Genomic DNA, 18,718 nt, shown 5'->3' with positions numbered 1-18,718 from the left:
TTTCCGCGCCTCAGGGCGACCCGCTTTCGCCCTCCGGGGCGAGGATTCCCGGGGCGGCCCGGAACCGGTCCGCAAGGCCCGCGAGCGGGCGGAAGACCTCGGCATCCGTGCCGGTCAGGAAGGACTGCGCCGGCAGGGCTGCCAGGGCCTCGAACAGTGCCTCCCGCCGCGCCTGGTCGAGATGAGCGGCGACCTCGTCCAGCAGCAGAAGGGGGGCGAAGCCGCGGGCCTCGGCGATCAGGGCGGCATGGGCCAGCACGACCGAGATCAGCAGCGCCTTCTGCTCCCCGGTCGAGCACATGGCCGCCGGCTGGTCCTTGGGCAGGTGGGTCAGGCCCATGTCGGCCCGGTGGGCGCCGCGCGCGGCACCCCCGGCCGCCGCGTCGCGCCGCCGGTCGGCCGCGAGCGCGGCGCGCAGCCCGTCCTCCACCGCCAGCGCCGGCTGGCCCTCCAGCGCTGCCGCGATCGGGCAGAGCAGGTCCATCCGCGCCGCCGGGAAGGCGCCCGTCGCGGTGCCGGCTGCCATCACGGCATTGAGCCGCAGCGCCAGCGCCCGACGCGCGGCGGTGGCCGCGACCGCATGGCGGGCCATCGCGTCCTCGAGCCCGGCCAGCCAGCGCGCGTCACCGCGGCCCTCGGCCAGCAGCCGGTTGCGCTGCGCCATGGCGTTGTCATGCGCGGCGACTTCCCGCGCATGGCCGGGCTCCAGCGCCCAGGCCAGCCGGTCGAGGAAGCGGCGGCGGCCCGACGCCCCTTCCTGGAACAGCCGGTCCATCTGCGGCGTCAGCCAGACCACGGCGACGCGTTCCGCCAGATCCGCCTGGGCGCGCACCGGCTGGCCGTCGAGGCGGAAGACCCGGCGGTCGGAGGCGCCGTCCGGGTCGGCGCCGGTGCCGATGTCGAAGGTGCCGGCCGGGGAGGCGAAGCGGCCGGCGACGGCCCAGGGCCGCGCGGCGCCGTCATCCCGCCGGCCGAGTTCGCCCATGCGGGCCCCGCGCAGGCCCCGGCCGGGGGCGAGCAGCGAGATCGCCTCCAGCAGGTTGGTCTTGCCCGCGCCGTTCTCCCCCGCGATCGCGACGACGGGCGCGCCGAACCCCGCGTCGAGCGTGGGCCAGGAGCGGAAGTCGGTCAGGCGGAGGCGGGTGAGGCGGAGCACGCGGTGATGAAGCAGATCCGGGGAGGAGAACCTCCCCCGACCCCCTCCCTTTTCTGTCAGGGCGCCCGTCCTGCGTCCGGGCACGGAAAACCAAAGAAGGAGGGGGGATCGGGGGGAGTTCCCTCCCCCCGACCTTCCTTCACACCCGCATCGGCATCAGGACATACAGCGCCTCGGGCTTCGCCTCGTCCTTGACGATGGTGGGCGCCGCGCCGTCGGAGAACAGGAACTCCACCTTTTCCCCGATCTGCGCCGTGATGTCGGTCAGGTAGCGCGCCTGGAAGCCGATCTCGAGCGGGCCGTTCTCATAGGAGACGATGTCGCCGTCGAGTTCTTCCTGTGCCTGGCCCTGCTCGGGGCTGGCGGCCGAGAGCAGCAGGTTGTTGCGCGAGATCGAGAGCTTCACCGGCCGCGAGCGTTCGGAGGAGATCGCGGCGACGCGCGCGACGGCATCCTCGAATTCCTTCTTGGGCACGGTCAGCTTCTTGTCGTTGCCGCGCGGGATGACGCGCTCGTATTCCGGGAAGGTGCCGTCGATCAGCTTGGAGGTGAGCCGCACCGGGCCGAGGTCGAAGCGCACCTTGGTGTCGGACAGGTGGATGGCGATCTCGTCCTGCCATTCCTCGGCGAGCTTGCGCAGTTCGTTCACCGTCTTGCGCGGCACGATCACGCCCGGCATGCCCGCTGCGCCCTCGGGCAGCGGTTCCTCGACGCGGGCCAGCCGGTGGCCGTCGGTGGCCACCGCGCGCAGCACAGGCGCGCCGTCGGATTCCGCGGCATGGAGGTAGATGCCGTTGAGGTAGTAGCGCGTCTCCTCGGTGCTGATGGCGAAGCGCGTGCGGTCGATCAGGTCGCGCAGCACGCCAGCCTTCAGCGCGAACTTCGTCGGCATCTTGCCTTCGGTCATGGACGGGAAGTCGTCCACCGGCAGAACCGAGAGCGAAGTGTTGAACTTGCCCGCGCGCAGCGCGAGCGGCCCGTCCCCGCCGCCGTGGTCAAGCTCGATCCGCGCGCCCTCGGGCAGCTTGCGGACGATCTCGTAAAGCGTGGCCGCCGGCGCCGTCGTGCGCCCGCCGCGCCCGACCGTGACGCCCGCCACTTCCTCGACCACCGCGATCTCCATGTCGGTCGCGGTCAGCGTCAGGCTGCCCTCGGTCCGGGCGTCGATCAGGACGTTGGCGAGGATGGGAATGGTGTTCCGGCGCTCGACCACGCTTTGCACGTGCGCCAGCGCCTTCAGCAGCACCGCCCTGTCCACCGTGAACTTCATCGCAGCCCGACGCCCCGATTGCTGGGCGGCCCGCACGGGGTGTGCCGGCCCGCCTGTGTCCCCCTGGTCCCCGGCTGGCCGGCAGCGCGAATCGGCCCGCGCGGCGCCCTGCCGAGGGGCGCGCAACATATCAGCGCGATTCCGGGGGGGAAAGGCAGGAAACGGGGCCAAAGCACGCCATCGGATCGCGGCCATCCGCGATCCGGCAGCGCACGGCGCGACCGCTCCCAACCTATCCCCTACGCCTGGCGCGCCAGTACCCGCCGCAAAGGCAAGCCGGCCGGACGGCCGGCGCCAGCCGACCGAGGGGCTGAAATCAGTTCTCGAGCATCCGGCGCAGCAACTCCACGTCCTCGGCGAAGGCGCTGTCGGCCTGCATCAGTTCGTTGATGCGGGAGACGGCGTGCATGACCGTGGTGTGGTCGCGGTTGCCGAAGCGCCGGCCGATCTCGGGCAGGGAGCGGGAGGTGAGCTGCTTGGCGAGGTACATCGCCACCTGGCGCGGCCGCGCCACCGCGCGCGCGCGCCGCGCGCTGCTCATGTCGGTCAGGCGGATGTTGTAGTGCTCGGCGACCTTGCGCTGGATCTCCTCGATCGTGACGCGGCGGTCATGCGCGCGGAGGATGTCGTGCAGCACTTCCTGCGCGCCATCGAGCGTCACCGCGCGGCCGAACAGGTTGGCATGCGCGATCAGCCGGTTCAGCGCGCCTTCCAGCTCCCGCACGTTGGACGTGATCTTGTGCGCGAGGAACTCGTTCACGCCCTTCGGCACCTCGACCGCGGCCGCAGTCGCCTTGGCCTGCAGGATCGACAGGCGGAGTTCGTAGGTCGTGGCGTGGATGTCGGCCACCATGCCGCAGCCGAGCCGCGTGCGCAGCCGGTCCTCGAGCCCGTTGAGGTCGGAGGGCGACTTGTCGGCGCTGACCACGATCTGCTTGCCGGCATCGACCAGCGCATTGAAGGTGTGGAAGAATTCCTCCTGCGTGTTGTCCTTGCCGATGAGGAACTGCAGGTCGTCGACCATCAGCACGTCGACGGAGCGCAGGCTCTCCTTGAACTCCATCGTGGACTGGCTGCGCAGCGCCGCGATGAAGCGGTACATGAACTTCTCGGCGCTCATGTAGGCGACGTTGCGCTGCCCCTCGCCACCGCGGATCGCCCAGGCGATCGCGTGCATCAGGTGCGTCTTGCCGAGGCCCACGCCGCCATAGAGGAACAGCGGGTTGAAGCCCGGGCTCGCCGGCTTCTCGGCGACGCGCCGGGCGCAGGCATGGGCGAATTCGTTCGGCTTGCCGACGACGAAGGTGTCGAAGGTGAAGCGTGGGTCGAGCGGCGCGGACCAGTCGCCGCGCGGCTCCTGCGCACGCGCGGCGCCGTTGCTCCGCGCGGCGAGGGGTTCCGTCAGCGCGTCGCGGCGGGGCGCGGCCTCGCCCGGCGTGGCGGGTTCCGCGGTCGGGCGCTCGGCGCCGACGCGCACGTCGACGCGGCGCACCGCGGCATTCTCCTGCTGCCACAGCGCGCGCAGCCGGTCGCCGTAGTGGCTGCGCACCCAGTCGCGGAGGAAGCGTGTCGGCAGCACCACCACGGCCTCGTCGCCGTCGATGCCGGCCAGGGTCATCTGCCGGAGCCAGGTTCGGTACTCGGCCTCGCCGACTTCCTCGCGCAGCCGCCCGCGGATACGCGCCCAGGCTTCTCCCATCGAGGAGGGGGAAGGCGCGGAACCGGATGCGGCTTGCTTCTCCATCGAGCCCCCCTGCGATCTCACTCTTGCCTGCCCTGTCCGGTGTTCACCGCGTCATGCCGCGCGACGATCCGAAATTGTGCCCCTGTTCCCCGAGACTAACCTTGCCGACCCGGGCCGCAAGGATGAAACATGTGGACTGATTTTAACGACATACGTTCACGACAGCACGATGATGGCGCGCACGGATAACCTTCCGTGCCACGCCGGTGCATCGTACTCGAAATGTCTTGATCAGTGCCGCCTCGGCGGCGCCGTTGTCAGGCCTGCGGAGCGCCCATGGACTTCACGCGCGCCGAAAGGCGCGACACCTTCCGCGCAACGGTGTTCGCATGCAGCGTGCCCTTGGTCGCGGCGCGCTGCAGCTCGGGCTGCGCGTCGCGGAAGGCGGCCTGCGCGGCCTCCTTGCTGCCGGACGCGATCGCCTCCTCCAGCTTGCGGACGTAGGTGCGCACGCGCGACTTGCGCGCCTTGTTGCGCGCGGTGCGCTTCACGTTCTGGCGGATGCGCTTCTGCGCGGACGCGGTGTTCGCCATGGGGCTTCCGGTTCAACTTCAGATGATGGTGGCTGGCCGCGGCGGGCGGGCCCGGCCGCGACGAAGGCGGGTTTCTAGAGCGCCGCGCCTCGGCACGTCAAGCCGAAGCGCGCAGCGCGATCCATGAAACGTAGGGTCACCGGTTGCGGAAGGCGGGCTTCCGCTTCTCGGCGAAGGCGGCCATGCCCTCGGTCTGGTCGTCGGTCGCGAACAGGCTGAGGAAGAGCCGCCGCTCGGTCCGCACGCCTTCGGTCAGGGTGCTTTCGAAGGCGGCGTTGACGGCATCCTTCGCCATGGCGACGGACGGCGCCGACAGGCTCGCGATCTTCGCGCCGATCTTCACGGCCTCGGCGACGAGGTCCGCGGCCGGCACCACGCGGCAGACCAGGTTGGCGCGCTCGGCCTCGGCCGCGTCCATCATGCGGCCGGTCAGGATCATCTCCATCGCCTTGGACTTGCCGATCGCGCGCGTCAGGCGCTGCGTGCCGCCCGCCCCCGGAATGATGCCGAGGTTGATCTCCGGCTGGCCGAACTTCGCGGTGTCGGCGGCGATGATGAGGTCGCACATCATCGCGAGCTCGCAGCCGCCACCCAGCGCGAAGCCCGCCACCGCGGCGATCACCGGCTTCCGGATCTCGAGCACGGTCTCCCAGCGCGCCGCGATGAAGTCGTTGAGGTAGACGGCGGGGAAGGTGCGGTCCTTCATCTCCTTGATGTCGGCGCCGGCGGCGAAGGCGCGCTCGCTGCCCGTGATCACGATGGCGGCGATGGCAGGGTCGGCGTCGTAGTCGCGTAGCGCCTGGCCGAGTTCGCCCATCAGCTGGTCGCAGAGCGCGTTCAGCGCCTGCGGGCGGTTCAGCCGGATGACGGCGACTGCGCCTTGGGTCTCCGTCAGGATCATCTCATGGGGCATGGGCCGCGTTCCTCGCCATTGGCTGTGCCCGGGGCTGTAGCGCAGCGGGGCCGGCGCCTCAACGCCCGCCCGCCCCGGATCAGCGCTGCCGCCGCGGGCAGAAGAAGGTGGATCGCCCCGCCTGGACGATGCGGCGGATGCCCGCGCAGGGGGGCACGCCGGGGCAGGCGGGGCAGGGCTCGCCCTCCCGCCCGTAGACGGCGAAGGTGTCCTGGAAGCGGCCGACCTCCCCGTCCGCGCGGACGTAGTCGCGCAGCGACGACCCGCCCGCGCCGATGCTCTCGGCCAGGACGGCCTTGATCGCGGGCACCAGGCGCGCCGCCCGCGCGCCGGCCACGGTATGGGCGAGCCGCCGCGGCGAGATGCCGGCACGGTACAGCGCCTCGCACACGTAGATGTTGCCGAGCCCGGCCACGACCCCCTGGTCGAGCAGCGCCGCCTTGATCGGGGTGCGCTTGCCCGCCAGCGCTGCCGACAGCACCCCGGGCGTGAAGCCGGGCTCGAGCGGCTCCGGCCCGAGGCCCGCCAGGAAGCGGTGCGAATCCTCCGTCGCGGTCGGCACCAGGTCGAGGCTGCCGAAGCGACGCGGGTCCACGAAGCCGATGCGCCAGCCATCCTCGGTGACAAGCACCAGGTGCTCATGCGCCTCCGGCGGCGCGTTGTGGCCGCGCGCGTCGGAGGCCGCGCCCTGCGGGCCGAGCCGCGGCGCCGCGGCCTCCCCCAGCCGCCGCGCCACCATCCGGCCCGACATGCCGAGGTGGATCAGCAGGCTCTCGCCCCCTTCGAGGCGCATCAGCATGAACTTCGCCCGCCGGCGGAAGCAGAGCACGCGCCGCCCCTCCAGCCTGCGCGCCAGGTCCGGCGGGCAGGGGAAGCGCAGGTCCGGCCGGCGCAGCTCCGCCTCGGCGATGCGCCGGCCGACCAGCACGGCGGCCAGGCCGCGCATCACGGTCTCCACTTCCGGCAATTCGGGCATGGTCCCTCCCCAATCCGCGCGGCCACGCTATGTTGCCGGCACGATGAGCGACAGCCCCGAGCCCAGCGCCGATTTCGGCTTCCGCACCGTGCCCCGCGCCGAGAAGGCGTCGATGGTGCGCGATGTCTTCGAAAGCGTGGCCCCGCGCTACGACGTGATGAACGACCTGATGTCGCTCGGCATCCATCGGGTCTGGAAGCGCATCTTCGTCAACGCGATCGGCTGCTCGGCGCGCGAGACGCTGCTCGACCTGGCGGGCGGGACGGGCGACATCGCCTTCCTGGCCCGCGAACGCGGCGCGGGCCGCGTCATCCTGACCGACGTCAACCCGGCGATGCTGGAGGTGGCGCAGAAGCGAGCGCTCGACCGCGGCCTGGCCGAGGGCCTCGACTTCATGGTGGTCGACGCCGAGCACATCCCGCTGCCCGACCGCAGCGTTGAGAAGGTCTCGATCGCCTTCGGCCTGCGCAACTGCACCGACAAGGACGCGGTACTGCGGGAGGCGCGGCGCGTGCTGCGCCCGGGCGGGCGCTTCCATTGCCTGGAATTCTCGCGGCTCGAGGTCGCGGCGCTGGTGCCGCTCTATGACGCGTGGTCCTTCCGCGCCCTGCCGGCGATCGGCGCGCGCGTGGCGAAGGACCGGGACTCCTACGAATACCTGGCCGAGAGCATCCGCATGTTCCCCGACCAGGAGACGCTGGCCGGCATGATGCGCAAGGCGGGAATGGAGCGGGTCGGGTTCCGCAACCTGTCGGGCGGGATCGTGGCGATCCATACCGGCTGGCGGCTCTGATGAGGGCCCACTGAGGGGGCAACCCGCTGACGGGCAAGGAAGATCGGGGAAGAAGGGAACGTCTCCCCCGGCCTGTTTCGGGTCGCAGCATGCCAGACGGCGGCAGGACATGCCGCGGCACCCGTCACGGGTAGGATTGCCTGCCCTTTTCCGGCGGCCGGCCCGGCCAAGGACCCCGCCCCGCCTCAGAAGTCGCTGACGCGCCCCTTCCGCTCCCAGTCCCCGTACCTGGTCGGCTCTGGCCCCTTCGGCCCGCCGATCTCCTTCGGCAGCACGGGTGCGGGCGCCGGCTTCGGCTCGGGCAGGGGCGCGGCCTTCTGATCATTGTCCGTCGTATCGGTCATGCCCCATATGTAGGTGCTTCCTCGGAGGATGCCCATGGGCGGCTACGTGCGGACGCTGGTGTTGCTCGCGGCACTGACGGCGGTCTTCGGCGGGCTCGGCTTCATGATCGCCGGGCAGCAGGGGATGGTGATCGCGCTGCTGGTCGCGGCGGGGATGAACCTCTTCGCCTGGTGGAATTCGGACCGGATCGTGCTGCGCATGCACAACGCGCAGCCGATCGGGCCCGGCGATGCGCCACGCCTCTATCAGATGACCGAGCAGCTGGCCGCGCGCGCCGGGCTACCCATGCCCGCCCTCTATGTCATCCACGAGGAGCAGCCGAATGCCTTCGCGACCGGCCGCAGCCCGTCCAATGCCGCGGTCGCCGTCAATTCCGGCCTGCTCGACCTGATGAGCGAGCGCGAGGTCGCCGGCGTCATCGCCCATGAGCTCGCGCATATTCGCAACCGCGACACGCTGATCATGACGGTCACGGCGACGGTCGCGGGCGCGATCTCCATGCTGGCCAATTTCGGCATGATCTTCGGCTCCATGAACCGCGACCGGAACCAGAGCCCCTTCGGGCCGATCGGCATGATCCTGATGCTGGTGCTGGCGCCCATCGCGGCCGCCATCGTGCAGATGGCGATCAGCCGGTCCCGCGAATACGAGGCCGACCGTGTCGGCGCGGAGATCGCGGGCGACCCGCTCGGCCTCGCCTCGGCGCTGCAGCGGCTGGACCACTACGCCCATGCCATCCAGAACCACGGCGCGGAGGCGACCCCGGCCACCGCGCACATGTTCATCGTCAATCCGTTGAGCGGGGCGCGGATGGACAACCTGTTCTCGACCCATCCCCGCACGCAGAACCGGGTGGCGGCGCTGGAGGCGCTGGCGGCGCGGATGGGCCAGGGCGGCGGCGGCCTGTCGGCGCCCGCGGCGGCGCCGGGCCCCTGGGGCGCGGGGCGCAGGCGCAACCCCTGGGGCTGAGGCGCCGCCCAGGCCCGGTCACGCCGCTCTGCCGGCACGCCCGAGGCCGTGCGCATGCGCGACCTACGGGCGGTCCCTGATGCGGTGCTCGCAGCACCTGGCCGACAGCCCGTGCATCGCCCGCGCCGATGGGATCCTGGCCATCCGCACGTGATCGACGGCGGGTTGGCCTCGCCTCGCATCGTCGGCGCGCCGCATCCGCAGGAGAACCGGCGCGGCCGAGCCCCCCGCGTCAGAGCTCGGCCGGCTGCGCCGTTGCCGGTGTCAGCGGGCAGGCGGCGGGCAGCAGCGCGCGCTTGCGCGCGATGATCCCGGGCGAGGCGCGCTCGAGGTAGTGCGCGATCGTCTCCACCCGGATCTTCACCGACCCCGCCGGCTTCGTCGCATCCAACTCCTGGAAGGAGAAGAACAGCGTGCCGGAGTGCTCGACGATGCCCTGCACCGGCGTGAAGGTCGGCTGGTCCATGCCGCACTCGTAGCTGGTCAGCCGGACCACGCCGGTGATCCAGGGCAGCCGCGCCGCGACCTTGGCGCCCCAAAGGATCTCGTTGGTGTTGGCGCTGTAGGAGGACGGCCAGACATCCGAGATGTCGAAGGGCGAGCGGACGAGCCCGGCCGCGACCTCCTCCCCGAACAGCCAGTCCATGAGGTCGGCGTCGGTCGGCAGGTGCTGGCCCCAGAGGATGGGATAGCCGCGCGCCTGCAGGTCGTTCTCGATCTCGTGCCCGATGCCCGGATCCATGTGGTAGGGGCGGGCGAGCACCAGGATGACCGGGCTGTCGGCGGCGGCGGCGCGGGCCAGCACCTCGCGGCTGCGCCTGCGCAGCCCGGCATCGAAGCGTTCCAGTGCGGCGAGCCCGGCGGCGACGGCCGCCTCGGTCTCCGCCGGGGTGAGGCCCGGCAGCATGCCCTCCAGCGCCTCGTGCAGCTGGCGCGGCAGCAGCGCGGGCTCGGCGAAGGTGACGAAGGGCGCGACGTAGCGGATGCCGGCCTCGGCAAAGAGGTCCTTCTCCCGCAGGAAGCCGGCCCGCGCCATCTCCGGCCCGGCCATGACGCGCGGGCAGGCGAGCGAATCGACCGCGTGCCCGCGCAGCACCGAGGGCAGCGAGTAGATCAGCGGCACGAAGAGCACGTCGACCTTGCGCTTCAGGCCGAACATCAGCTCGCCGAAATGCGCGGCGGCGCATTTCACCGGCCAGCAGCAATCGACCGTGCCGCGGCCGCGGCCATGCTCGCGGAACTGCTCCTCAGACGTGTCGGAGGAGAAGACAAGGCGCTGCGGCGGTACGCCGAGCGCGTCGAAGAAGCCCAGCCAGAAGCGGTGGGTCGACCACAGGTTCAGGATGCGCGGGATGCCGATGCGCAGCTTCCCGCGCGCCTCGCGTTCAGCCGGCGAGGCCGACGGCGCGGAAGGCTTCGTCGCGAACCACCGCGCCCAGGTTCGGTGAGGCACCCTGGCTCTCCTCCATCGCGGCCTTGACGGCACGCATCTCGTTGGCGTCCTCGAGCAGGCCCTTGGGACAGGAATTGCCGGCGATCACGCGCTCCCATCCGGGGTCGAGCGGCACCTTGCTCCAGGGCCGCCCCGCCGCGCCCGGCAGGCGCACGTCGATGAAGCTGCGCTTGCAGTTCACGGTGCACCAGCGGCAGACGGTGTCCTCCGTGGTGGTCGCGCGGTAGTCGAGCGCCTCCACCGCGTCAAAGCCGCGGAAGCGCGACCGCAGGCCGGGATGCCAGGCGTCGCGCAGCGTCAGCGCGGCGCCGAGCGCGCCCGCTTCCCCGGCATGGGGGTGGACGCGGATCTCGGCGTCCGGCACGCGGGCGGTGATGAAGTCCACCTGCGCCTTCACAACCGCGAGGTTGCGGTGCGTGCCGCCCTGCAGCACGAAGCGTCGCCCCGCCGCGCGCAGGTTGTTGAGCTGGCCGGCATAGATCCAGACATTCTGCGGCAGCACGGCGGCCAGCGCGGCCATGATCTCCTCCGCCGCCCAGCCCTTGCGCTGCTGGTTCACGATGTCCGACTGCAGGAAGACGCCGCAGCCCATCGCCAGCGCCGGCATGGCGCGCGCCGCGAAGGCCTTGTCCGCATATTCCTCGAGCGCGATGCCGTAGCGTTCGGCAACGCCCTGCAGGAAGGCCCCGTTGCCCGAGGAGCATTGCGAGTTCAGCCGGAAATCCGCGACCGTCCCCTGGCGCAGCATCATGATCTTCACGTCGGTGCCGCCGACGTCGCAGATCACTTCCGCATCCGGGAACACCTCGATGGCGGCGCGCGCATGCGCGACGGTCTCGACCACGGCCTCGTCCGCGCCGAGGATGCCGCGCAGCAGGTCCTTGCCGTAGCCGGTCAGCGCCAGCCCGCCGATCTTCGTGAAGCCGGCCTGCCGGACCTCGCGGAGCAGCGCCTTGGCGTCCTCGATCGGGTTGCCGCGGGAGGGCGCATAGGCCGTGTGCAGCACCTCCCCCTCGGTCGAGAGCGCCACCGCCTTGGCCGTGGTGCTGCCGAAATCGCTGCCGAGCAGCACCGGCCCGTCATGTGCGGCCCGGCGCGCGGGCCGCGGCGCCTGGATCGTGCCGTAGCGCGCGCGGAAGGCGGCGAGCGCCGCCGCATCGCCGCCGAGCGCCGCGCCGCCCTCCTTCGCCTTCGCCTCGTGCTGGCCTTCGGCCACCCACCAGGCCAGGCGCTCGCGCCCGGCATAGGTGCCGGCGCCCTCCGCCGCCTCGCCCAGCGCGACCTGCACGCAGCCGAGCGCGCCGTAGTAGAGCCCGTCCTGCGGCACGGTGATCAGCGTCTCGGGCGTGGCGCCGGCGGGAAGGGCGACGCCGCGCTCGGCCCAGAGCAGGCCGAGATGCTGGCGCCAGGCCTCCTGCAGCCCGCGGAAGAAGCAGTTCGGCCCGCCGAGCAGCAGCACCTCCGGCATCGGGGTGTTGCCCTTCGTCAGCGTCGCGAGGTTCTGGTAGACCACGGCCTCGTAGAGGCTCGCGACGATCTCCTCCACCGGCACGCCGCTCTTCAGCAGGCTGTTGGCGTCCGTCTCGGCGAAGATGCCGCATTTGGAACTGATCTTGTGCAGCGTGCGGCCGGCATAGGACATGGCCTGCAGCGCCTCGGGCGCGATCCGGAGCTTGCGCGCGGTCTTCTCGATGAACGTGCCGGTGCCGCCGCTGCAGGCAGCCTGCATGTAGATCTGCTTGCCGCGGCCGGCCTCGGTGGCGGTGAAGAAGATCGTCTTCATGTCCTCGCCGCCGATCTCGGAGACGAAGCGCACGGCGGGGTGCAGGTGCTCGACGGCGGCGGCGACGGCGACCACCTCCTGCACCAGGCGCCCGCCGACCAGCGGCGCGATCAGCCCGGCGCCGGAGCCGGTGAGGACCACGCGGTCGCGACCGGGCTCGAGCCGCCATTCCGCCTCCATGCGGGCGAGGAATTCGAGCACCTTCTCCGCCTGGTGCGTGTTGTGGCGCTGGTAGTCGCGCCAGCGCACCGCGCCGTTCTCCTGCAGCACCGCCTTGACGGTGGTGGAGCCGACATCGAGACCGACGATCCTCATGCGCCTTCCCTCCGTCCCGCGAGATGCAGCAGCAGGTTGGCCCCGGCGCCGGCGCGGCCGAGATGCGGCACCCGCCAGGTGGCGCGGCGCAGCGCCGGGTCCTCCGCGACGCGGGCGCGGGCCTCCTCCAGCGTCAGGCCGCTCTCGGCCAGCGCCTGATCGAATTCGGCCGCGGCGCGCTTCTTCGCCTCGGTCAGGATCATCTGGCAGCGGGAGAGGGCGTGCACCTCGGCGTCGCCCTTCACCTCGATCGGCGCGTAGAGCATGTCCGGATGGTCGCCCAGCACGCGCGCCATGGCGCCGATGCTCATCGTGTTCGGCATGCAGGCATAGGGCGACAATTCGCACACCATGTGCGCGTGGCGGTGCCGGTGCGCCCAGATCGCCTTGCCGATCAGCATGTCGCCCTCGCCGCCCGACATGCGGTGGTGGAAATAGGGCGCGGCGAGGCGTCGGATCTCCTCCTGCCGCGGCATCCCATGCGGGACGTCGTTCAGGGCGCGCCGCATGCGGTCGAAGCTGAAGCGCAGCAGCCGCTGCAGGCCGCGCGCGGCGGCGATCCTGAGCCCGGCGCGGGGCAGGGCGGCGCGGCGGTCCTCGGCCTCCTGGATCGCGAAGCGGATCAGGTAGTCGATCCAGACGGCGATCGAGGCGGGATGGACCTCCGCCCCTTCCGCCTCGAGCCAGCGATGCATGTTGTAGTTGGGCTCGCCCTCTACCGTGTGGAGGTAGAATTCGCCGGTGATCATGACCACGGGGCGGGGCCGCAGCCGGTCCACCTCGACCGCGTCGAAGCGGGCCCGTGCCTGTCGCAGCGCGTCCAGGAAGTAGGGCGTCGCGACATGCCAGAGCAGGCTGCCCCATTTCCGGCCGCGCCGCGGACGGTTGCGGAAGGCCTCGGCGAGCAGGTCGATGCTCTCCCGCACGGCGCGGTTGGTGGCGCCGGGGACGACCTCGTAGGGCCGCGTCCGGTATTCGAGCCCTTGCACGACCTCGGCGCAGAGGACGCCCCAGAGCGCGCCGAGCACCAGGGACAGGGGCAGGTGGAACGCATCCTCTCCCGCCGACTGGTCGACCCGGTCCTGCGCCAGCAGCAGCATCCGGAACCCATCGAGGCCGAGGTTGCGCAGGGCGAGTTCGTAGCTCTGGTGGTACTGGCCGAAGCGGCACGCGCCGCAGGACCCGACCGAGAGGAAGACGTAGCGGTCGCGCACGGCGTCGGCGCCGATGCGCTCCGCCTCCCCGCGGAGGAAGTTCGCGAGATTGCCGGTGGTGAAGGAGGTCGGGCAGCACTGGCCGATATCGGCGAGTTCACGCCCCGTCATCAGGTCCTGCCGCGTCGCGGTCGGCAGGGCGCGGGCGTGGAGGCCTTCGCTGGCGAAGGCGGCCTCCACGAGGCGCTCCGCCCGCCAGTGCAGGTCACCGAACAGGAATTCGGCCCGGCGCGCTTCCGCCACCCCGAGAGGGGCGGGGCGCCGCGGGCGCCAGTGACGGCTGGAGATGTCGTTCATGATACCGCGTTTCCTGCGGCGGCCCCCGGGCCCGGTCCGTCCGTGACGGATTGATGGCGGAAGCGGCAGCCCCAGGACATTGACCTGCGTCAATCGAATGGACGCGCGATCCGCTCGTTACGGCGCCATGCTGCGCGGCACGCCCCGCGCGTTCAATGCCGGACGGCGCGCGCGGCCTCCGCATAGCCGACGCGGCGCTCGGGCGGCACGGGGTGGCGGCCGGCCACGCGTTCGAGCAGCATCCGCGCATCCTCCTCCGCCCCCGCGGCCAGCGCGGCGTCCAGGAACAACTGCTCCAGCACGTCCTGCTGCGCGTGGCTGCCGCCCATGCGGTGCATCACGCCGATCGCGGGGCGCATGGCGGCGACGGCACGCGCATGGTCGCCCTGCGCATGGGCCAGCACCGCCTCGCAGACCGGGATGGCGGCATCGCGCAGGATGGGCGCGACGGTGCCCGGCTGCTTCGCCGCATCGTGCATCGCGTCCAGCATCCGCGCCGCCGCCTGGAAGCGGCCGGTCGCGGTCAGCGCCATCATCCAGTGCGGCAGGGTGAAGGTGGACAGGCAGTCGCCGATCCGCGCCTCGGCCTTGTCGGCGATCTCCGACCAGCGATCGCCGACATCCACCCCGTGGCGGCCGAGGCGGAACAGCATGGACGCCGCGTTCTGCACATCGACATAGAGGTCGGGCATGGCCTGGGTCAGCGGGCTGCCGAGGTCGCGGAAGCCGTGGTCGTAGAGCCTGAGGACCTCGGCCTGCTCGCCGCGCTCGAGGTGGAACATGGCCCGGTGCCACCAGATGTGGTGAACAAGGTTCGCGCCACCGTCCAAATGCGGCTCGAGCGCCTTCAGCCAGGCGATGCCTTCCGCGCGCCGGCCCTGCATCTCCATGATGTGCGCGACACCGTGCGTCGCCCAGAGGTCTTCGGGATCGAGCGCGACGGCGGCGCGGCCAGCCTCCTCGGCCTCCGCGTAGTGGCCGCATTCCTCGTTGGCGAAGCAACGGCAGGCGAGGATGTTCGCGAAGCCCGGAATGGCGGCGGACCAGTGCGGCCCGACCGCGTTCACCGCGCGCAGCATCCGCGCGGCCGAGCCGAGCCAGAAGGCGCAGAAATGGTGCAGCCGGACGGCGAGGACATCGTGCGGATGGTCGGCCATGATCGCCTCCCACCCCGCCAGCGCGCCATCGACGTCGCCCGCGGCCCAGCGCGCCAGCGCAGCGGCGTGGGCGCGCTCGCGCCCCGTGCGGGCAAGCGTGGCCGCCTTCTCGGCTGCCGCCGCGGCGCGCGGCACCATCGCCGCGTTGTAGGCGAGCATGGCGAAGGCGCCCTGCAGCACCTGCGCCATCGGCATCTCGGGATCGAGCGCGAGCAGCGCCTTCAGCCGCGGCCCGGCATCGGCGCGGTATTTCAGGTAACGCTCGACCACATGGTCGTAGGCTGCCGCCGTGGCGTCGGACGCGGCGGTCATGGTGAGGCCCTGGGCGTCGGTAGCCATGCGCTCGTCTCCTCCGTTGCGCCCTTCGTCCCGGGCTTGCTTCAGGTTCCGGTGCCCGTGGAGCCGAAGCCGCCCGACCCGCGCGCCGTCTCCGGCAGTTCGGCCACTTCGCGCCACGCGGCGCGGACCACGGGCGCCACCACGGCCTGCGCGATCCGCATGCCGCGCTCCACCGTGAAGGGTGCGTCGCCCGCGTTCAGCAGGATGACGCCGACCTCGCCGCGATAATCCTCGTCGATCGTGCCCGGGCTGTTCGGCAGTACGATGCCGTTCTTGAGCGCGAGGCCCGAGCGCGGCCGCACCTGCAATTCATAGCCATGCGGCAGCGCGATCCGGAGCCCGGTCGGCACCAGCATGCGCCCGCCCGGCGGGATCACCACCGCCGACATGACTGCCGCCAGCAGGTCCATCCCCGCCGCGCCGTCGGTGGCATAGGCGGGCAGCGGCAGGCCTTCCGCGTGCGGCAGGCGCACCACGTCGATGATCGGGTTGGTCATGCCAGCGCCTCCGCGATCCGCGCGGCGAGGCGCCGCGCCACCTCCTGCTTGGCCATGCGCGGCCAGTCCTCCACGCCCGCCTCGGTCACCAGGTGCACGGCGTTCTCCGCGCCCCCCATCACGTCGCCCGAGACGTCGTTCGCCACCACCCAGTCGCAGCCCTTCCTCGTCCGCTTGGCGAGGGCATTCGCGACCACCTCCTCGGTCTCGGCCGCGAAGCCGACGACCAGGCGCGGCCGCACGGCATGCGCCGCGATCGTCGCCAGGATGTCAGGGTTCAGCGCGAGGTCGAGCGGCGGCGGCACCGTGCCCGCCACCTTCTTCATCTTCTGCGACGCCTCGCGCGCCACGCGCCAATCCGCCACCGCGGCGGCGAAGACGGCCGCATCGGCCGGCAGCGCCGCCTCGCAGGCGGCCAGCATGTCGCGCGCGCTCTCGACGCGCACCACCGCCACGCCGGGCGGGTCGGGCTGCGCCACCGGACCGCTCACCAGCGTGACGCGCGCGCCGAGCGCCGCCAGCGCGCCCGCGATCGCATGCCCCTGCTTCCCCGAGGACCGGTTCGCGATGTAGCGCACCGGGTCGATCGCCTCGTGGGTCGGGCCGCTCGTGACCAGCACGTGGCGGCCCGCGAGAGGCCCCGCGGCCAGCGCCGCGCGGATCGCATCGCGCAACGCGGCCGGTTCCAGCAGGCGCCCCGGCCCGCTCTCGGGCTCGGCCATCGGCCCGTCGTCGGGGCCGGCCACGACGACGCCGCGCGCCGCCAGCAGCGCGACATTCGCCCGCGTCGCCGGATGCTCCCACATCGCCGGGTTCATCGCCGGCGCGACCAGCACCTTCGCCCGCGTCGCCAGCAGCACGCAGGTCGCGAGGTCGTCCGTCAGCCCCTGCGCCATCTTCGCCAGCAGGTCGGCCGAGGCCGGCACCACCGCGACAAGATCTGGCCAGCGCGCGAGGCGGATATGGCCGATCTCCGCCTCCGCCGCCCAGAGGTCGTCATGCACGCGCTGTCCGGTGATCGCGGCCAGCGCCTCCTTGGTCACGAAGCGCGCGCCGCCCGCGGTCAACACGGCCATGACCTCGGCACCGTCCCTGCGCAGCAGGCGCACGAGTTCCAGCGCCTTGTAGGCGGCGACCGAACCCGAGACGACCAGCAGGATGCGCATGGGTGTCGAGACTAGCCGCCGCGCCCTCAGGCCGCCACCCGGAGTACCGCGCCCTCGGGCGGCAGGAAGGCGGCCAGCGCCGCCACCTGCGCCGCCAGGGACGGCGCCGAGCCAGGTGCGCCGGACGCGACCACCAGCGCCTCCCCCTCCGGCCGGATGCGCGCCTGCAGCAGCGCCGTCGCGGTGGTGGCGAGGAAGCCGAGGCGCCGCGCCTCCGCCTCCGGTAGCGTCAGCGGGCCGGCGGCGCGCACGGACTGCACGGCGCGCAGCGCGCGCAGCAACCGCGCCAGGTCCGCCGTCGCGATGGCGGGCGGGTTGCCCTCCCCCCGCAGCGCCAGCGTATCGACCGGACCGTCCAGCGTCGCGAGCGACAGCGCCCCGACGCCGCGCCGGATCGCGTCCGCCACCCGCGGCGCCGGCGCCAGGGCGTGGTGGCGCGCGAGCGCCAGCAGCGCGCCCGCATGGTCCGCCACGCAGCCGCCCGTTGCCTCGCGGAACACGCCGGGATCGCGCTGCGTCGCGAGCAGCGCGTCCACCAGCGCCCCAGCCTGCCCGCCCGGCGCCGCCTCGCCAGTCGCCCGGTGCAGCGTCTCGGTCGCCATCAGCGCCGCCGCGAGGTCGGCCGGCGCCGCCCCCGCGGCATCGAAGCCGGCCAGCGCGCAGGACGCGGCCTCGCGCAGCGCCGCGCCGCGCGCCCCGGGCGCCAGCAGCGCCTGCGTCGCCAACGCCAGCGCGATGGCGGGGGCGGGCGCCGCCGTGCTCGCCTCCGCCCCGCGCGGCGCATCCAGCGCCGCCTCCAGGCCGCGCAGCAGCAGCCTTTCCTCGCCCGCCATCAGGCTCTCCCCGGGCCCGAGCCGATCGGCGGCGTAGCGCGCCAGCAGCCAATGCAGGCGCCCTTCGGCCGGACCGCTCGCCTTCACGCTCAGCAGCGGCGCGGGGCCGAGCGGGCGCACCAGCAGCCGCAGCGCATGCGCCGTAGCGCGGTCCTGCGCGGCGCCGTAGGCGACGACCGGGCCATCCTGGACCGTCACGTTCTCGCCATCTGGGCTCGGCAGGCGGCGCGTGCCGAAGACCAGCGTGCCGTAGTCGACACCGCCGCCCGGGCTCATCGCGTCGCAGGCGGCGGTCACGCGCACGCGTTCGAGCGTGACGCCGGGCAGTGCCGTCAGCGTGACGGTGAGCCGCACCGCCGGGCTGTCGGCGCGGATCTCGTAGGTGTAGCGCAGCCGCGCCACCTCCTGCGCCGCGCCGCGGGAGAAGCGGCCGCGCCCCTCGATCCGGCTCTCGTGGACCAGCATCACGCCGCCTTCGATGGGTTCGATGCCGGCGGCGACGATGGCGTCCTCGACATCGAGGCAGTGCTTGCGACCGCGCCAGGTGAATTCCACCAGGTTGCCGCCATGCAGCAGTGCCGGCGGACCGTCATCCCCGGGCAGGAACTGGCGGATCTCGCCGCGGTGGAGGTTGCCCTGGAAGCGATGGTGCGGCGTCGCCAGGCGGAGATCCTGCGGCGCCTCGTCCTCCACCGCGAGCCGCGCCGGGCCGAGCCGACGCGGCGCGCGCCCGCCGGCCGAGAGCGCCAGCAGCAGGTCCACCGCGCCCTCGGCGCCGCCGAGCAGCGGATGCGCCAGCGCCTCGGCCGCCGCGGCATTGGCGCCGAGGTCGAACACCGCCCCGCGCGGCGTCTCGGCGAAGACGGCGGCGAAGCCGTCCGGCAGGCGTGCGGGTGCCAGATAGCGCGCGAGGCCGCGCGCCAGCCCGTCCCGCAGCGCATCCATGGGCGGTTCGCTCATGCGTG

16 protein-coding genes are annotated in these 18,718 nt (G+C 72.5%); 2 read left to right on the top strand and 14 right to left on the bottom strand.

Annotated elements, in window-relative coordinates; genetic code table 11:
- Positions 1-10 precede the first annotated feature (10 nt).
- The 6 genes from recF to mutM all read right to left on the bottom strand — a co-directional run bounded on the left by recF (position 11) and on the right by mutM (position 6,592).
- On the bottom strand, positions 11-1,156 hold the full coding sequence (recF, locus tag E8M80_RS16175) for a DNA replication/repair protein RecF (protein ID WP_137126743.1): 1,146 nt from the start codon (positions 1,154-1,156) through the stop codon (positions 11-13).
- Positions 1,157-1,295: 139 nt separating this feature from the next.
- Complete coding sequence (gene dnaN / locus E8M80_RS16170) at positions 1,296-2,426, bottom strand: DNA polymerase III subunit beta (RefSeq protein WP_137126742.1); 1,131 nt, start codon at positions 2,424-2,426, stop codon at positions 1,296-1,298.
- 316 nt (positions 2,427-2,742) lie between these two features.
- Positions 2,743-4,125 carry a chromosomal replication initiator protein DnaA gene (gene dnaA, locus E8M80_RS16165; protein ID WP_370287454.1) on the bottom strand — a complete coding sequence of 461 codons (1,383 nt, stop codon included), beginning with the start codon at positions 4,123-4,125 and terminating at the stop codon, positions 2,743-2,745.
- A gap of 302 nt (positions 4,126-4,427) precedes the next feature.
- On the bottom strand, positions 4,428-4,703 hold the full coding sequence (gene rpsT / locus E8M80_RS16160; protein ID WP_137126740.1) for a 30S ribosomal protein S20: 276 nt from the start codon (positions 4,701-4,703) through the stop codon (positions 4,428-4,430).
- A gap of 136 nt (positions 4,704-4,839) precedes the next feature.
- On the bottom strand, positions 4,840-5,616 hold the full coding sequence (locus E8M80_RS16155) for an enoyl-CoA hydratase (protein WP_137126739.1): 777 nt from the start codon (positions 5,614-5,616) through the stop codon (positions 4,840-4,842).
- A 79-nt stretch (positions 5,617-5,695) separates the two neighbouring features.
- Positions 5,696-6,592 (bottom strand): bifunctional DNA-formamidopyrimidine glycosylase/DNA-(apurinic or apyrimidinic site) lyase, encoded by an 897-nt coding sequence (mutM, locus tag E8M80_RS16150; RefSeq protein WP_137126738.1) that lies wholly within the window; start codon positions 6,590-6,592, stop codon positions 5,696-5,698.
- A gap of 43 nt (positions 6,593-6,635) precedes the next feature.
- Here mutM and E8M80_RS16145 point away from each other — a divergent pair, with 43 nt between their 5' ends.
- Complete coding sequence (locus E8M80_RS16145) at positions 6,636-7,385, top strand: class I SAM-dependent methyltransferase (protein ID WP_137126737.1); 750 nt, start codon at positions 6,636-6,638, stop codon at positions 7,383-7,385.
- A gap of 185 nt (positions 7,386-7,570) precedes the next feature.
- Here E8M80_RS16145 and E8M80_RS16140 read toward each other — a convergent pair whose 3' ends face one another.
- Positions 7,571-7,729 (bottom strand): DUF1674 domain-containing protein, encoded by a 159-nt coding sequence (locus tag E8M80_RS16140; protein ID WP_137126736.1) that lies wholly within the window; start codon positions 7,727-7,729, stop codon positions 7,571-7,573.
- Positions 7,730-7,763: 34 nt separating this feature from the next.
- On the opposite strand from E8M80_RS16140, the gene htpX reads away from it, so the two are divergent.
- Complete coding sequence (gene htpX / locus E8M80_RS16135; RefSeq protein ID WP_137126735.1) at positions 7,764-8,699, top strand: zinc metalloprotease HtpX; 936 nt, start codon at positions 7,764-7,766, stop codon at positions 8,697-8,699.
- A 232-nt stretch (positions 8,700-8,931) separates the two neighbouring features.
- Here htpX and E8M80_RS16130 read toward each other — a convergent pair whose 3' ends face one another.
- From E8M80_RS16130 to E8M80_RS16100, 7 genes are all read right to left on the bottom strand, one after another.
- Complete coding sequence (locus E8M80_RS16130) at positions 8,932-10,152, bottom strand: acyl-CoA dehydratase activase-related protein (protein ID WP_137126734.1); 1,221 nt, start codon at positions 10,150-10,152, stop codon at positions 8,932-8,934.
- Positions 10,085-12,250 carry a BadF/BadG/BcrA/BcrD ATPase family protein gene (locus E8M80_RS16125; RefSeq protein ID WP_137126733.1) on the bottom strand — a complete coding sequence of 722 codons (2,166 nt, stop codon included), beginning with the start codon at positions 12,248-12,250 and terminating at the stop codon, positions 10,085-10,087. The genes E8M80_RS16130 and E8M80_RS16125 overlap by 68 nt, the downstream gene beginning before the upstream one ends.
- The gene (locus E8M80_RS16120; RefSeq protein ID WP_137126732.1) at positions 12,247-13,761 is read right to left on the bottom strand and encodes a hypothetical protein; all 1,515 of its coding nucleotides are present in this window, start codon (positions 13,759-13,761) and stop codon (positions 12,247-12,249) included. Before E8M80_RS16120 ends, E8M80_RS16125 begins: the two co-directional genes overlap by 4 nt.
- A gap of 152 nt (positions 13,762-13,913) precedes the next feature.
- The gene (locus E8M80_RS16115; RefSeq protein WP_137126731.1) at positions 13,914-15,257 is read right to left on the bottom strand and encodes a tetratricopeptide repeat protein; all 1,344 of its coding nucleotides are present in this window, start codon (positions 15,255-15,257) and stop codon (positions 13,914-13,916) included.
- Positions 15,258-15,298: 41 nt separating this feature from the next.
- Positions 15,299-15,754 carry a dUTP diphosphatase gene (dut, locus tag E8M80_RS16110; protein ID WP_137126730.1) on the bottom strand — a complete coding sequence of 152 codons (456 nt, stop codon included), beginning with the start codon at positions 15,752-15,754 and terminating at the stop codon, positions 15,299-15,301.
- Entirely contained in the window at positions 15,751-16,920 is a 1,170-nt protein-coding gene (gene coaBC, locus E8M80_RS16105; RefSeq protein WP_137126729.1) for a bifunctional phosphopantothenoylcysteine decarboxylase/phosphopantothenate--cysteine ligase CoaBC, read from the bottom strand. Before coaBC ends, dut begins: the two co-directional genes overlap by 4 nt.
- 26 nt (positions 16,921-16,946) lie before the next feature.
- Positions 16,947-18,713 carry a hypothetical protein gene (locus E8M80_RS16100; RefSeq protein ID WP_137126728.1) on the bottom strand — a complete coding sequence of 589 codons (1,767 nt, stop codon included), beginning with the start codon at positions 18,711-18,713 and terminating at the stop codon, positions 16,947-16,949.
- Positions 18,714-18,718 lie beyond the last annotated feature (5 nt).

The organism is Roseomonas sp. HF4 (assembly GCF_005222755.1).
GTDB lineage: Bacteria > Pseudomonadota > Alphaproteobacteria > Acetobacterales > Acetobacteraceae > Neoroseomonas.
The sequence above is the reverse complement of the archived record's forward strand: the minus strand, read 5'-3'. Positions and strand labels throughout refer to the sequence as shown.

What these genes read in the sequence shown, in the direction of transcription:
- dnaN (WP_137126742.1), bottom strand. Translation starts at nt 2,426, where the DNA reads ATGAAGTTCACGGTGGACAGGGCGGTGCTGCTGAAGGCGCTGGCGCAC.
- dnaA (WP_370287454.1), bottom strand. Translation starts at nt 4,125, where the DNA reads ATGGGAGAAGCCTGGGCGCGTATCCGCGGGCGGCTGCGCGAGGAAGTC.
- rpsT (WP_137126740.1), bottom strand. Translation starts at nt 4,703, where the DNA reads ATGGCGAACACCGCGTCCGCGCAGAAGCGCATCCGCCAGAACGTGAAG.
- E8M80_RS16155 (WP_137126739.1), bottom strand. Translation starts at nt 5,616, where the DNA reads ATGCCCCATGAGATGATCCTGACGGAGACCCAAGGCGCAGTCGCCGTC.
- mutM (WP_137126738.1), bottom strand. Translation starts at nt 6,592, where the DNA reads ATGCCCGAATTGCCGGAAGTGGAGACCGTGATGCGCGGCCTGGCCGCC.
- E8M80_RS16145 (WP_137126737.1), top strand. Translation starts at nt 6,636, where the DNA reads ATGAGCGACAGCCCCGAGCCCAGCGCCGATTTCGGCTTCCGCACCGTG.
- E8M80_RS16140 (WP_137126736.1), bottom strand. Translation starts at nt 7,729, where the DNA reads ATGACCGATACGACGGACAATGATCAGAAGGCCGCGCCCCTGCCCGAG.
- htpX (WP_137126735.1), top strand. Translation starts at nt 7,764, where the DNA reads ATGGGCGGCTACGTGCGGACGCTGGTGTTGCTCGCGGCACTGACGGCG.
- E8M80_RS16125 (WP_137126733.1), bottom strand. Translation starts at nt 12,250, where the DNA reads ATGAGGATCGTCGGTCTCGATGTCGGCTCCACCACCGTCAAGGCGGTG.
- E8M80_RS16120 (WP_137126732.1), bottom strand. Translation starts at nt 13,761, where the DNA reads ATGAACGACATCTCCAGCCGTCACTGGCGCCCGCGGCGCCCCGCCCCT.
- E8M80_RS16115 (WP_137126731.1), bottom strand. Translation starts at nt 15,257, where the DNA reads ATGGCTACCGACGCCCAGGGCCTCACCATGACCGCCGCGTCCGACGCC.
- dut (WP_137126730.1), bottom strand. Translation starts at nt 15,754, where the DNA reads ATGACCAACCCGATCATCGACGTGGTGCGCCTGCCGCACGCGGAAGGC.
- coaBC (WP_137126729.1), bottom strand. Translation starts at nt 16,920, where the DNA reads ATGCGCATCCTGCTGGTCGTCTCGGGTTCGGTCGCCGCCTACAAGGCG.
- E8M80_RS16100 (WP_137126728.1), bottom strand. Translation starts at nt 18,713, where the DNA reads ATGAGCGAACCGCCCATGGATGCGCTGCGGGACGGGCTGGCGCGCGGC.